Source organism: Anoxynatronum buryatiense (genome assembly GCF_900182905.1).
Taxonomy (GTDB): Bacteria; Bacillota; Clostridia; order Peptostreptococcales; family Tindalliaceae; genus Anoxynatronum; species Anoxynatronum buryatiense.
Genome location: NZ_FXUF01000005.1, coordinates 13,711 through 27,957, shown reverse-complemented (window position 1 = coordinate 27,957; position 14,247 = coordinate 13,711). Strand labels below are relative to the sequence as shown.

The following is a 14,247-nucleotide window of genomic DNA, read 5'->3' as shown; positions in this document are numbered from 1 at the left end:
CACCGGCGCCGGCTGACAGGGAAACGGGGAGTGAAGAAAATGATCATCATTGGAACGTTGCTGGGCCTGCCATATAAGACCATGGGGATTATTGGCGGGCTCTTTTTATTGTCTGCCGCGGCGCCCACACTGATGGCGCTGATCCTCGCCCGCCAGGAGGAGCACAAAGATGAATAAATCCCTGACCTATCTCCTGTATTTTACCCTTTACACCATCGTCCTCCTCTTTTTTGGAAAAGGCGGGTTCAAGAAAACCAAAAATGCCCGGGATTTTTTCGTTGCGGTGAACAGCCTGGGGCTGGCGGTGAGCATTGCCACCTTCACGGCCACCTGGTTCAGTGCGGCTTCCATGCAGGGGCTGTCGGGTTCATTGTACGCCTATGGTTACAACACCGTTTTATACGCGGTGGTGCCCTGGTTTCTGGGAGCCACCCTCCTGGTACTGCTGGCCAGCCGCCTGAAATCCCATGATATCATCACCCTGCCGGAATACTTCCATCTCCGGTATCAAAGCCGTAGCCTGCAGGCAGCCGGCGGGCTGGTCATTGTCATGACCTACATCCTCTACATCATCATCCAAATCCGGGGATTTGGCATTGTGGTCTCCGAATTTCTGGATATCAACTATACTTTTGCCATCATTCTGGTGTACATGTTTGTGATGTACACCACCTTTGGCGGCCTCTTTTCCGTTGCACGCACCGACAGCCTGAACATTTTTCTTATCATTGCCGGCACCCTGCTGGCAGCAGGACTGGTACTGCGGGATGTGGGCGGCGTTACGGCCATGCACCAGCAGGCGGCGCTCATCAGTACCCGGCCCTTTCCGGCCGCCCCCATGGCAACAGCGCCGGGAGCTCTGCTGGATCCTTTTGCCAAGGGAGCCTACCCGCCCCTGCTGACCTTCACTTCCTTTTTTGGATGGGGCCTGGGGCTGGCAGCCAACCCCCAGTATGCCATGCGCATCACTTCCGCCAAAGACACCCGCACCGCCATCCGCATGATCTGCCTGTCGGTGGTGCTGCTGGCGGCCATGTACCTGTGCATGTTCATCATTGGCATTGGCAGCCGGGTACTGCAGCCCGCCATCGAAACCATTCATTCTGCCGACGAAGTGCTTCCCTATGTCATCAATAATGTGATTTATTCACGCTTCAGCGGTGTGATTCTGGTAAGCATCATGGCGGCCGCCATTTCCACGGCAAACTCCCAGCTGCTGGTGGCTGCCAGCGGTTTCAGCTATGACATCTACCGCAACCTGGTGAACCCCCGGGTATCCGATGAAAAAATGCTCCTGCTGAACCGGGCCTTTATTTTTGTGGCGGGTACCATCTCCCTGATTCTTTCCATGAACCCGCCTGACAGCCTGTTGATTTATGGCGGGTACATTTGGGGATTCTTTTCCGTGACCTTTCTGTTGCCCCTCTACGGCGGGCTCTTCTGGAAAAAAGCCTGCAGGGAGGGGGCAATGGCTTCCTTTGCCGGTGGACTGCTGATGATGGTGGCGTGTATGCTTCTGGGAACAGAAGCCCGCTTTCAACTTCATCCGGCTTTTCCCGGATTCCTGGTTTCCTGTGCCATTTTCTTCCCCGTCTGCCTCAAATACCAGCGGCCCCGTTCAGCCGAATAATCCATCGCACCGGAGGAAAACACTGTGCTTAAACTGCGATTCGATATCGAAAACAAAATACTGGTGCCCTTTGTGCTGCTGCTGATCCTGTCCATTGTCACCCTGGGGGCGGTTTCTTACTGGAACGGCTACCAGATGCTGCTGGAAAATGAGAAGCAGAACCTGATCAGGCATCTGGAAAACATGGAGGTGTATCTGGAAGGGCTCAGCCAGCAGGTGGCCACAGGCAGTATGGACATGGAAACAGCCCGGCAGACCGCCATTAAATACTTTCAGGAGATAGACCGAAATAACGGGTTCATCATGACAGGAGGCGACACGCTGCTGGTGAATCACTACCGGCCTGAAGAATCCTGGGGAGAAGCCCTGGCGGCCTACGGTACAGACCCCACCGTCAACAGCCTGCAGCTGGGAAGGGATATTTTCGTGTTTCAGCGGTATGAACCCTGGGGGTGGGTGCTGGGGTACGGGATGAACCGCCAGATGTTCACCCAGGAAGTGCTGGAAACTCAGAAATATATGATCTTGCTGGCCATTGTCTCTCTGGTGGTCTCCATGCAGGCCGCCATCATCATTGCCTATCACATTTCCAGGCCCATCAAACAACTGGCAGAGGTGTTCGGCCGCATCGGGCAGGGCAACCTGAACGAAACCGTTGCCCTGAACCGGCACGATGAAATCGGTCAGCTGGCAGACGCCTTTAATGAAATGATGGAAAAGCTGAAGATGAACACGGCCAAATTATTGGAGATGACCCGGCTGAATGAGGATATTCTGCGTAATATCACCACGGGCATTCTCACCACCGATCATCAGGGGAACCTGGTGTCGGTGAATCCGGCGGCCCGGGAAATGCTGGATCACCGGCAAGAGCCCATGGGAGACGGCGTGCTGGAAGGAATCCTGAAGGCGCAGATCCATCAAACGCTGATCACCGGTGAAGGGCAGAATGAGGTGTGTGTCATCGGTGAAGAGGAAGGGGAAGCCTTGCGCTATCTTGACTTGATGACATCCCTTTTGCGTAATGAGACAGCGGAAACGGTGGGTGTCATATGCAGTTTTCGGGATATTACCGAGCGAAAACGCATTGAAAACAATATGGAAACCCTGGACCGCCTTACCTCCATGGGGCAGATGGCAGCGGGAATGGCCCACGAAATTCGCAACCCCCTGGCAGGGATGAAAACCAGCCTTCAAGTATTGCAAAGAAGAGTGATACAAGGACCGGCAGATCCCAATGACCGTCTCTTTCAAAACACCCTCTACGAAATTGACCGCATCAACCAGCTGATTACAGAACTCCTACATTTTGCCCGGCCCCGGCGACCCGTTTACGAACCGGTGGCACTGGAGAAGGTGCTGCACCGGTCTTTGGAGCTGACCGGAAAAGCGCTGGAAGAGAAACTGATTCGGGTGACCCTTCAACAGCAAACGGACAGCACCCGGGTTTTTGTGGACCAGGGGCAGCTGGAACAGGTGTTTCTCAACCTGATTCACAACGCCCTCAAAGCCATGTCACGGGAAGGCTCCCTCCAACTGACCATAGGAGAGGAAAGAAACCGGCTGCCTGCTGATGACGTTACCGCCATTTGGGTGGAAATTCAGGACGACGGAGTCGGTATTGACTCGGAGTATCTGGAAAAGGTCTTTGATCCGTTTTTCACCACCGACCCCCAGGGGGTTGGTCTGGGCTTGTCGGTGGTTCATGAGCTGGTGAAAGAAAACCGGGGAAAAATCACTGTGACCAGCCGTCAACATGCCGGCACCACCTTTCGGGTGAGTTTTCCGGTGCATCCGCCGGAGTCACCGGAACGGCCTGCCAGGGAGGAGGGGCCCTATAAGCCTGAAATTGCTGAGGTCGCTGAGGCCTCTGAAGTTTCTGACGGTTATGGCAAAGCAACTACCATCTTGGTGGAAGGAGTGAGAAAGCCGTGAGTTTGCGCGTTCTTGTGATCGATGATGAAGAAACCATCCGCCTTTCCCTGCAGGAAGGCCTAAAAGATATGGGCTATGAAACAGCCTCGGCCGATAACGGCCACACCGGCCTTGAAGCCCTGGGCACCTTCAAGCCCCATATCGTGCTGCTGGACATGCGGCTGCCGGACACCAACGGCCTTGATCTCATCAGACCCGTAAAAGAAATGGACAGCGACATCGAAGTGGTGATGATGACCGCCTACGGCGACATTAAAACAGCGGTATCGGCCATCAAAAACGGCGCCTTCGACTACCTGCACAAACCTTTCGAGCTGGATGAAGTGCAAGTCATTTTAGGCCGCATTCAGGAAAGTCTGAAGCTGCGAAAGCGTCTCTACCTGCTGGAACAGCAGCAAAAGAACGCCGACAGTCAGAAAATGCTGGGCAACCATGAAAGCATGCAGGGAGTTTTTGAAAAGATCCGCATCCTGGCAGAAAATGATTCGGTGACCGTACTGATTCGGGGAGAAACGGGAACGGGAAAAGAACTGGTGGCAGCGGCCATCCATGAAGGCAGCCGGCGGCGGGAAGCACCCCTGGTGAGTATCAACTGCGGGGCCATTTCTCCCATGCTCATTGAAAGCGAGCTTTTTGGCCATGAAAAAAATGCCTTCACCGGTGCTTCTGCCAGAAAAAAAGGCCTGCTGGAAGTTGCCGACGGCGGTACCGTCTTCCTTGACGAAGTGGGCGAACTGCACCTGGATACCCAGGCAAAACTGTTGCGGGTACTGGAAGAAAGAAAGTTCAAGCGGGTGGGCGGTCTATCGGATATTCAGGTGGACATTCGCATCATGGCAGCCACCAACAAAAACCTGGAAGAAGCCATCCAAAAGCGGGAATTTCGGGAAGACCTCTTTTACCGGCTGAATGTGGTGCCGGTGGAACTGCCGGCTTTGCGCCATCGGGGAGAAGACGTGTTGCACATTGCCGCATTCTTCCTGAGTCTGTTCAACCGGAAATTTGGGCGGCGTATCGACGGGTTTACGCCGGCTGCCCGCCAGCTGATGCTGGACTACACCTGGCCGGGAAATATCAGAGAACTGAAAAACGTGATGGAGCGCATGGTGATTCTCCACCAGGGAAGGGAGATCGATGTGGTCGATCTGCCCCGGGAAATCAACAGCAGCGGCCAGGGAATGACTGCGTCTCCGTCTCAAGGGGGAGAAAGTCTGGTGATTCCTCCGGCCTTTTCCCTGGAAGAACACCTGGGCGGGCAGGAACGGCATTTTCTGGCAAAAGCACTGGAAATAAGCGGACAAAATCATTCAAAGGCAGCAGATATTCTGGGAATCAGCCGGTTTTCCCTGAAAAGAAAAATGGATAAGCACGGTATTTCATGACAAAAGAGGGCAGCCCCTCAGCAAGAAAACAACGAGCGGTGAGCGAAACCGCTCTTTTTTGTGTGCGAAATCGCTCGGAAAGCGGTCGGTCAGTAGCCGTCAACCGCTGAAAAGATTGAAAAATGAATAAAGAAAATATTGGCATTCATTTTGCAATAATCAGAAAGCACGGCGCAGGAGAGGTGCAGACAAAAAGGGCTGATGAAGACGAATGAATGAAAATGGAGGTGTTTTGATGAAGCAGGTTGATTTAAACAGTGACATTGGTGAAAGCTTTGGTGCCTACAAGCTGGGAATGGATGAGGAAGTGCTGAAACATGTGTCTTCAGCCAATATTGCCTGTGGCTGGCATGCGGGCGATCCCATGGTCATGGCAGAAACGGTGAAGGCGGCAGTAACCCTGGGAGTGGGCATGGGCGCTCATCCCGGATTTCCCGATCTCATGGGATTTGGCCGGCGAAACCTCCAGGTGTCACCGGCAGAAGCCAAAGCCTATGTCACCTATCAGATCGGCGCCCTGGCGGCCTTTGCAGCTGCCCAGGGAACCAGACTGCAGCATGTGAAAGCCCATGGTGCCCTTTACAACATGGCAGCAAAAGACCCGCAGCTGGCTGATGCCATTGCAGCCGCCGTGGAAGCCGTCGATCAGGAGCTGATTCTGGTGGGGCTGGCCCACAGTGAACTGACGAAAGCCGGCGAAAAACGGGGCCTGAAGGTGGCTCACGAAGTCTTTGCCGACCGGGCCTACAACACCGACGGCACCCTGGTGGCCCGCACCCACCCCGATGCCATGATCCACGATGCATCACTGGCGGCAGAAAGAGTGGTACAGATGGTAACAACGGGAACCGTTAAAGCCGTTGACGGTTCGACCATTGACCTGACAGCCCACACCATTTGTGTTCACGGCGACAGCCCTCAGGCCCTCCAGTTTGTGGCCACCATTCGGGAGGCTTTGCAGCAGGCATCCATTACCATCACACCCCTGGCAAAACTGCTGGTATCATCCACATAATTTTTAAGAACCACCGCATCACCAACTTAATGGAAAAGAGGATGCTGTTAAAAAGCATTTCCTTTTCAACGAAAGGGGAAAAAGAATGAACACAGATCTGAAAAAACAAAATGCAACCGTGCTGCTGGGGGCTGCCTTTATCATGGCAACCTCTGCCATCGGACCCGGATTCTTAACCCAGTCTGCCAGATTTACGGAAGACTACGGCGCCAGCTTTGCCTTTGTTATCCTGGTATCCATTTTACTGAACCTGGTAGTGCAGGTGAACATCTGGCGCATCATCGGTGTTTCCGGCCTGAGGGGCCAGGACATTGCCAATAAAATTTTACCCGGCCTGGGATACTTTGTGGCCGCACTGGTGGCGCTGGGAGGCCTGGCCTTCAATATCGGAAACATCGGAGGAGCAGCCCTTGGCTTAAATGTGCTGACAGGCCTTGATGTAAAGTTTGGCGGTCTCATCGCCGGTATTGCCGGCATTTTGATTTTTATCAATAAAGATGCAGGGCCCATCATCGACCGGTTCACCAAAATTCTGGGAGGGCTCATGATTGCCCTGGTGGCCTACGTGGCCTTCACCAGCGGACCGCCGGTGGGAGAAGCCCTGGTGCGTAGCGTGGCACCTGAAAACCCGAGCATGCTGGTTTTCCCCATCATCACCCTGCTGGGTGGCACCGTGGGTGGGTACATCACCTTTGCCGGGGCCCATCGACTCATTGATGCCGGGATCTCCGGCGAAGAAAACCTGGGGCAAATCACCCGCAGTGCCATGATGGGGATTGGCGTGGCCTCCGTCATGCGCGTGCTTTTCTTTCTGGCCATCCTGGGTGTGGTGGTAAAAGGACTGACCCTTGATCCTTCCAACCCGGCAGCTTCCGCTTTTCTCCATGGAGCGGGTACCGTGGGCTACAAGTTTTTCGGCGTGGTGCTTTGTGCCGCCGGCCTCACCTCCGTCATTGGAGCTGCCTACACCTCTGTTTCCTTCCTGAAAACCCTGAACAGCACCATTGCCAAATACGAAAAATGGGTGATCATCGGATTCATTGTTTTTTCCACCTTTGTCATGAGCTTTGTGGGCAGCCCTGCCAAGCTGCTGGTGCTGGCCGGTTCCCTCAACGGGCTGATTCTGCCGGTGACACTGGGAACCATGCTGCTGGCCTCCAGAAGAAAAGACATCATCGGCGACTACCATCATCCCACCTGGCTCATTGGTCTGGGCATTGTGACGGTTTTCCTCACCGCTTACACCGGCGTCATGTCACTGCAGAACATCGCCAAACTGTTCTAATGAACATCAGGTTTCTCAAAAACCGTTTGATCCGGCGGATTTTCTTTGTTCCCCTTTGCCCGGTAGGCTATAATGGAAGCAAGAACAATCGGGTGAACCATACCCCATCCCAAAGGAGGCATGAACCATGAATTTCAAGAGTGTTCCGGAAATATGGGCGGCCATTCAGCAGGGCCAGTGGCGCAAACCCACCTCGGGCCTGGCTCCCGGTTATACCCAGGCCAACGTGGTGATTTTGCCGAAAAAGGAAGCCTTTGATTTTCTGCTGTACTGTTACCGTAACGAAAAACCCTGCCCCATCATCGATGTCACCGACCCGGGTCAGCCGTCGCCCCCCGTGGCCGGACCCCATGCCGACATTCGTTATCATGTGCCCCGCTACCGGGTGTACCGCCACGGTGAGCTGGAAAAAGAGGTGGATGACATCGCTGAGCTCTACACCGACGACATGGTCACCTTCCTCATCGGCTGCAGTTTCACCTTTGAAGAGGCCCTTATTCAGGCGGGCATTCCCGTGCGTCACATTGAAGAAAACCGGAATGTGCCCATGTATATCACCAACATTCAAACAACGCCTGCCGGCATTTTTTCCGGCCCCATGGTGGTGAGCATGCGCCCCATGCCGGAAGCCATGGCACAGCAGGCGGCGGAAATTACCGCCCCCTTCCGAAAGGCCCACGGCGGGCCGGTGCATATCGGCGATCCCGCTGCCATTGGCATTAAAGACATTCATCGGGTAGACTTTGGTGAGCCGCCGGTGATTAGGGAAGGGGAAGTGCCTGTTTTCTGGGCCTGCGGCGTCACCCCCCAAATGGCCCTGAAAAACGCCAAGCCGCCCCTGGTCATCACCCACTCCCCCGGTTACATGTTCATTACCACCATTACCGAAGAAGAACTGCGCCGCCAGTAAGGCAGCCGGAATGACACAATGCTGCCGCATCAGCGGAAAACCTGCCGGTCTGGCACGTAACCGGTGAAGATGAAGCTGTCGGCATACCCAGAATGAGGGAGGCATCCGCCATGTATGAAACCACCCGCTATCTGGCCGCAGGTGACCATGCCCTGGTGATGGAATTTGGAAATGAAATTGCTGATGCCATCAACCAGAAGATCAGGGCCATGAGCCTGGCCATTGAGCAGGAAAACATTCAGGGCATCTCCGAACTGGTGCCCACCTACCGCTCCATGATGATTCACTACGATCCCCTGATGATCTCCGGGGAAAACCTCACCCGTCAGCTGCGCCGGCTGGAACAGCAGCTGGCAGATATTCAGCTGCCGCCGCCCCGGGTCACCGTTATTCCCACCCTTTACGGGGGTGAGTACGGCCCCGATCTGGCCACCGTGGCCGGGCACAACCAGCTGACAGAAACAGCAGTCATTGAAAAGCACACTTCCAGGGAATACCTGATTTACATGTTGGGCTTCACCCCCGGATTTCCCTATCTGGGAGGCATGGACCCCGCCATTGCCACCCCACGGCTGGCCACCCCCCGCACCAAAATCAAAGGCGGTTCAGTGGGCATTGCGGGGAGTCAGACCGGCATTTATTCCATCGACAGCCCTGGGGGCTGGCAGCTCATCGGCTGGACACCGGTTCCCCTGTACGACCCTGAGGCAGCCACTCCCATCCTGTTGAAAGCAGGGAATTACGTGAAATTCGAAGCCATCACCCAGGCCGACTATGAAGCCATGAAACCCCAGCTGCAAAACCGCACCTATACCTGTCGCGAGTATCCCTTCACACCGGGAGGTGATGGCCATGCGTGAACTGAAAATCATCAAACCCGGTTTACTCACCACCGTTCAGGACGCCGGCCGTAAGGGCTTCCAGCAGTATGGCGTTCCCGTCTCAGGGGTGATGGACCACTATGCCTTTGAAATGGCCAACCTGCTGGTGGGCAATGATGCGGCAGAGGCAGTGCTGGAAGCCACCCTGCTGGGGCCGGAAATTGTCTTCGAAGCCGACGGCCTGCTGGCGGTGACCGGGGGCGATCTGGGTGCCGTGTTCAACGGCGAACCCCTTCCCCTGTGGCAGGCAGTGCCGGTGACTTCGGGAGATAAACTGGCCTTCAAAGGTATTCGCAGCGGTTGCCGCTGTTATATTGCCATCTCCGGCGGCCTTCAGGTGCCAGTGATCATGGGCAGCCGCTCCACCTACACCCGGGGCAATCTTGGCGGGCACCAGGGCCGGGCACTGAAAGCCGGCGACAATCTTTCTGTGGGTGACTCACCCCTGCCGGCAGCAGCCTTGACCCAGCCGGCAGAGAAACGGCAGATCACCCCTGCCTATCAGTATGCCAAAGAAATCACCCTGCGGGTGGTTCCCGGCCCCCAGGAAGACGCCTTTTCGACCCAGGGGCTGGAAACCTTCTACCAGCAGCCCTATACCGTCACCAACGAATGTGACCGCATGGGCTACCGGTTGGAAGGCACCCCCATTGCCCACGAAGCAGGCGCCGACATCATCTCCGACGGCATTGCCATGGGGGCTGTTCAGGTGCCGGGCCACGGCATGCCCATTGTCATGATGGCCGACCGCCAGACCACCGGCGGCTATACGAAAATTGCCAACGTCATCAGCGCCGACCTGCCCCTCATGGCCCAGGCAAAACCGGGAGACATCCTCCGGTTCACAAAAGTAACCGTTGAAGAAGCCCAGCACATCTGGGCAGCTCGGCAACAGGAAATGGCAGCGGTGAAAAAGGCACTGGCTCTCAACCCCCGGGAAGAAACCCCGCCTGCACATGAAAACACGCCATCTGCGCATGAAAACACACCGTACCGGAAAGAACTCTTCCGGTTTCGCCGGGGCGGCCGGCCATATGCCCTGGTGGTAGAAGAATTAGAGGAGTAGAAGGAGTCTTAAAACAGCAAACCAGTCACCAAAAAAAGAATCGCAAAAAAGAATCAAAAAAAGGACCGCGCCGGTTCTTTTTTTGGTGGTGCTATCGACGATAGAGAATCATCACAAAAAAGAAGGAGATTTTGGTAAAAGAGCGAAATGAATACTTGAAACCGAGGCACCTTTAGGTGAGATGCCGAATCCGCTGGATCGGCATTAGGAAGTATGAGCGAATGATTCGTGAACACTGCATCTTTGCAGGTATTACTCGAGTTTCGGGAATATAAAGATAGGTGAAATAATTTAGCTGAGCATGAGAAATGGAGGTTATTATGAGGCAGTCAATTGTACATATTGCGATAGTTGTTGATGATTATGATGAAGCTATTGAATTTTATACGAATAAGCTCAATTTCGAACTGCTTGAGGATACATATCAGCCTGAGCAAGATAAGAGGTGGGTTGTTGTAGCACCTCCTGGTTCAACTGGAACAACGTTATTGTTGGCAAGAGCTTCGAAGCCAGTACAGAGGGAGTTCATAGGCAATCAATCCGGTGGAAGAGTTTTTCTATTTTTAAATACAGATGATTTTTGGAGAGACTACAATCGCATGATCGAGATTGGAATTGAATTTGTAAGAGAACCAAAGAAAGCAGATTATGGATGGGTAGCGGTCTTCAAAGATTTATACGGTAATCTCTGGGACTTACTAGAGTTTAATGAAGATCATCCTATGATGAAGAGGTTTGCCTAATCCAACGTTGACGGTTGCTGACGCTAGATTACTTCACCCAGCAGCGAGCTGGAAACATGGCCTTTTAGTAAAGGCCGTATATGTCCACGGTGACGGTAATATATCCATCATCAAGATAAGAGTTATCTTCAGAGACCTTAGCCGAAAGGCAAAATTATTCGTATTACTTATCGGGAGGAGAAAAATGGAGAACATCATTAAACTACCTGAACCACAAAAGGAACTAGAGTTTCCTTTGATGAAAGCACTAGAAGAAAGACGAACCGTAAGAAAATGGAGCGATTTACCTATTTCGGAACAAGAACTATCAAATCTTTTATGGACGGAATTTGAAGGAAGACGAAAAAATTGTATTAACGCAAGTAGTTGGACATTTAGCAGAGTAATATTTAAGATGTTGAGCCCTTCGCCTAACAGCGAATTCCCAAAATCTGAGAGGATCTGGGTGTAGTAATCAAACTTCGAGAATTCACGGAACGCTATGTGAATTTTTTTTAGATAAGGTTAGTGATTTGTTAGCGTAGTTTAATTGACAGAAAGGATTGAAATATGATGAAGAGGATTGAATTAGAAGAATTTACGAATAAATTGGCACTAGATATGGGGTTAGAAATAATTGAATTGGCAAAATTGAGAAATCAACACATTGCAATTGAAATCAATCGTTTGAATCATACCGTGTTTCTTTTTGTAGATGACACACTTTCAGCTGACAAACATAATTGGTTAAGAAGGAAAGCAAACGTAGCAATGCTATTTGAAGAAAGTTCATTGAATGTAAAAACTGATTTAGAAGATGGAAACATGAGTTTGGAAGATACATTTGCCCTAGAAGGTAAGCAATACGTGGCAAAGGGCGGTTCAATACCAATTTTTGTCCATAATGCTGGGATGGTTGGAACAATTACAGTGTCAGGATTGAAGGATGTTGAAGATCACCAAATAATTATAGATGCATTAACAGGCAAGTATATTTAAATTGCAAAGCACGAAAATAACTTCACTTACCACGATGGAAAATGGATGATGTTTGAATTGACTGATACATCACTATTTCCAGAAATAGAGAAGTTGCTGCAAATTAAGCGAAAACCTAACAAAAAATAGGGTTCAACTTGTTATTCAGTCTATGAGATTGAACCTTGGTGCGGATGCGTGTGGCGTTATTATTAAAAATATGAGGGAATGGAAGTGAAGTGTTGGGAAAAAAATTAGTAATGAAAGCAATCAATGAGCTATATGGGGTTTGCAGACTCGATCATCATCAACCAGTACCTGAGTGGGCTAAAGACAGTAATTTTTATTCCATAACAAGAACTTTTGAGGAACTGTCAATCGTATGCTCCCAAGAATACATTCCGGATCATGTGAAATGTGAAAAAGATTGGAAGATGCTAAAAGTAGAAGGGCCACTGGATTTTTCACTGATTGGCATTCTTTCTTCAATCAGTACAGTATTAGCGCAAAGAAAAATAAGTATATTTGCCATATCCACCTTCGATACTGACTACATTCTTCTAAAGAGCAAAGACTTTGACAATGCGATAGAAGCGTTGAGCAATGAAGGATATGAAATCATAGCATGAAGACACAGTGTAGACATGTGTGCTGTTATAACAAGTCAGGAGAGTGCTTATGGGTGTTATATTGGAAATAGCAGTAGAAGTTCTTTTCGATTATGTTTCAGGGGGATTTCAGTTTACTCTTTCTAAGATTATAAAGAAGCGTGGCATTACGAAGTTTAGAGTTTTTGATTATGTCTTAATGTTTATCATTTTAGGATGCTATTGCTTATATACATTTCGGGAGATGGAACTAGTATTATGGATAATAGCTTCAGCTGGTTTAGCTCTTTTGTCCGCCCTTATACTAGGTACTATTACAAATCTGGCATTCGTAAGCCAGTCTAGTCCAGAAAAATAGATTTGAATTTATCGGTAGGACCAAAGATTGAGAAGGGAGAATATGTATGCCAAAAAAATCTTTCAACGAGAAACTCAACCATTCAGGAGATTTGCCCAAAATTGAATTTGTCGGTCATGATAACAAGATGGCAAAGCGGTTTGGCTGCGGCAATATGCTGATAGCAGCTCCCGTTGAATATGATGAGGTGATGAAAAGAATACCTGAGGGAGAATTGATTACTTCCCACGAAATTAGAGATTATCTTGCCCAAAAACACGGAGCCGACTTCACTTGCCAGCTGACAGCCGGCATATTTATCAACATTGTTGCCAATGCATCACAGGAACGGGAAGATCTGGGAAGTAAAGAGATAACGCCTTACTGGCGCACATTAAAAAAGGACGGAGAATTAAATGAAAAGTATCCAGGCGGTATAGACCAGCAAAAGATGTTGCTGGAAATGGAAGGGCATGAAGTGATTAAAAAAGGTAAGCGCTATTTTGTCAAAGACTATGAAAAGGCATTGAGCCAATCGCACAAAGAAGAAGAGCGATAACTTTGAAAATAAAAAGGACGGGCTGGCATGATACAATCTATTGTGCATATTGCGTTAGTGGTAAGAGACTATGATGAAGCCATTGAATTTTATACAAAAAAACTTCGATTTGATCTGGTTGAAGATACGTACCAACCAGCACAAGATAAACGCTGGGTTGTGGTATCTCCGCCCGGCTCATCAGGAACCACCATATTACTTGCAAGGGCCTCTAAACCTGAACAACTTACATTTATAGGAAATCAGGCAGGGAGTCGCATTTTTTTATTTCTGGGAACAGATGATTTTTGGAGAGATTATAACGCAATGATGGCAAATGGGATAGAATTTGTGAGAGAGCCGAAGGAACAAAATTATGGCACGGTTGCAGTGTTTAAAGACTTGTATGGAAACCTGTGGGACCTGGTGCAGTTCGAAGAAAATCATCCAATGGCGAAACGGGTAAAAGAAGGAGTGATCTTATGAAAGCGTTTCGAAATCCTGGCAACATCCACAGCCCTTTGGCCGCTTATACACACCAAATTGAAGTTTCAGGAAATACCCGATGGCTCGTCTTATCCGGTCAACTGGGAAAAGATGAGAATGGGTTTGTTCCAACGGATCCAATGAAGTAAATTGAAATTGCCATCGATAATATCGCTAAAAACTTGCATGCAGCAAATATGAACATGGAAGACTTGGTGAAGGTAGTTTTTTATCTGGTGGGAGACATTGACAGCGCAAGAAGAGAAGTTATAGCTAAAGCTTTCAATGGACACGAGCCCTGTATGACGATGCTGTATGTAACCGCTTTAGCTGATTCTGCGTATAAAGTGGAAATTGATGCGTGGGCATGCGCAGACATCGAGTGATGACCCACTGAAGAAGGACCCTATTATTACCAGAAAACGGCTTTATACCCTGAAATCCCAGCATATAATAAAGCATTTAGTGCTGCCG

18 protein-coding genes are annotated in these 14,247 nt (G+C 50.6%); all 18 read left to right on the top strand.

Features of this window, described 5'->3' with window-relative positions; genetic code table 11:
* Positions 1–39 precede the first annotated feature (39 nt).
* The 18 genes from QOL74_RS08135 to QOL74_RS18465 all read left to right on the top strand — a co-directional run bounded on the left by QOL74_RS08135 (position 40) and on the right by QOL74_RS18465 (position 14,159).
* The gene (locus QOL74_RS08135; protein ID WP_283408964.1) at positions 40–177 is read left to right on the top strand and encodes a hypothetical protein; all 138 of its coding nucleotides are present in this window, start codon (positions 40–42) and stop codon (positions 175–177) included.
* Positions 170–1,630 (top strand): sodium:solute symporter family protein, encoded by a 1,461-nt coding sequence (locus QOL74_RS08130; RefSeq protein ID WP_283408963.1) that lies wholly within the window; start codon positions 170–172, stop codon positions 1,628–1,630. Before QOL74_RS08135 ends, QOL74_RS08130 begins: the two co-directional genes overlap by 8 nt.
* 24 nt (positions 1,631–1,654) lie before the next feature.
* On the top strand, positions 1,655–3,565 hold the full coding sequence (locus QOL74_RS08125; protein ID WP_283408962.1) for a sensor histidine kinase: 1,911 nt from the start codon (positions 1,655–1,657) through the stop codon (positions 3,563–3,565).
* Positions 3,562–4,947 carry a sigma-54-dependent transcriptional regulator gene (locus tag QOL74_RS08120; RefSeq protein WP_283408961.1) on the top strand — a complete coding sequence of 462 codons (1,386 nt, stop codon included), beginning with the start codon at positions 3,562–3,564 and terminating at the stop codon, positions 4,945–4,947. Before QOL74_RS08125 ends, QOL74_RS08120 begins: the two co-directional genes overlap by 4 nt.
* A gap of 235 nt (positions 4,948–5,182) precedes the next feature.
* Complete coding sequence (locus tag QOL74_RS08115) at positions 5,183–5,962, top strand: LamB/YcsF family protein (RefSeq protein ID WP_283408960.1); 780 nt, start codon at positions 5,183–5,185, stop codon at positions 5,960–5,962.
* A gap of 85 nt (positions 5,963–6,047) precedes the next feature.
* Positions 6,048–7,247, top strand: coding sequence for an NRAMP family divalent metal transporter (locus QOL74_RS08110; protein WP_283408959.1), 1,200 nt, complete (start codon positions 6,048–6,050; stop codon positions 7,245–7,247).
* Positions 7,248–7,374: 127 nt separating this feature from the next.
* Positions 7,375–8,157 (top strand): putative hydro-lyase, encoded by a 783-nt coding sequence (locus QOL74_RS08105; protein ID WP_283408958.1) that lies wholly within the window; start codon positions 7,375–7,377, stop codon positions 8,155–8,157.
* A 110-nt stretch (positions 8,158–8,267) separates the two neighbouring features.
* Entirely contained in the window at positions 8,268–9,017 is a 750-nt protein-coding gene (gene pxpB / locus QOL74_RS08100; protein WP_283408957.1) for a 5-oxoprolinase subunit PxpB, read from the top strand.
* The gene (locus tag QOL74_RS08095; protein WP_283408956.1) at positions 9,010–10,104 is read left to right on the top strand and encodes a 5-oxoprolinase subunit C family protein; all 1,095 of its coding nucleotides are present in this window, start codon (positions 9,010–9,012) and stop codon (positions 10,102–10,104) included. Before pxpB ends, QOL74_RS08095 begins: the two co-directional genes overlap by 8 nt.
* Before the next feature lie 320 nt (positions 10,105–10,424).
* Positions 10,425–10,847 (top strand): VOC family protein, encoded by a 423-nt coding sequence (locus tag QOL74_RS08090; RefSeq protein ID WP_283408955.1) that lies wholly within the window; start codon positions 10,425–10,427, stop codon positions 10,845–10,847.
* Between the two features lie 184 nt (positions 10,848–11,031).
* Entirely contained in the window at positions 11,032–11,298 is a 267-nt protein-coding gene (locus QOL74_RS08085; protein WP_283408954.1) for a hypothetical protein, read from the top strand.
* Between the two features lie 101 nt (positions 11,299–11,399).
* Positions 11,400–11,825 (top strand): heme-degrading domain-containing protein, encoded by a 426-nt coding sequence (locus tag QOL74_RS08080; protein WP_283408953.1) that lies wholly within the window; start codon positions 11,400–11,402, stop codon positions 11,823–11,825.
* Positions 11,826–11,954, top strand: a complete 129-nt coding sequence (locus QOL74_RS08075; RefSeq protein WP_430383866.1) for a DUF3788 family protein — start codon at positions 11,826–11,828, stop codon at positions 11,952–11,954.
* 89 nt (positions 11,955–12,043) lie between these two features.
* Positions 12,044–12,433, top strand: a complete 390-nt coding sequence (locus tag QOL74_RS08070; protein WP_283408952.1) for an ACT domain-containing protein — start codon at positions 12,044–12,046, stop codon at positions 12,431–12,433.
* A 49-nt stretch (positions 12,434–12,482) separates the two neighbouring features.
* Positions 12,483–12,770, top strand: a complete 288-nt coding sequence (locus tag QOL74_RS08065; protein ID WP_283408951.1) for a hypothetical protein — start codon at positions 12,483–12,485, stop codon at positions 12,768–12,770.
* 46 nt (positions 12,771–12,816) lie between these two features.
* Entirely contained in the window at positions 12,817–13,308 is a 492-nt protein-coding gene (locus tag QOL74_RS08060; protein WP_283408950.1) for an MGMT family protein, read from the top strand.
* Between the two features lie 27 nt (positions 13,309–13,335).
* The gene (locus QOL74_RS08055; RefSeq protein WP_283408949.1) at positions 13,336–13,773 is read left to right on the top strand and encodes a VOC family protein; all 438 of its coding nucleotides are present in this window, start codon (positions 13,336–13,338) and stop codon (positions 13,771–13,773) included.
* A 149-nt stretch (positions 13,774–13,922) separates the two neighbouring features.
* Complete coding sequence (locus QOL74_RS18465) at positions 13,923–14,159, top strand: RidA family protein (RefSeq protein WP_430383865.1); 237 nt, start codon at positions 13,923–13,925, stop codon at positions 14,157–14,159.
* The last annotated feature ends 88 nt before the right edge of the window (positions 14,160–14,247 follow it).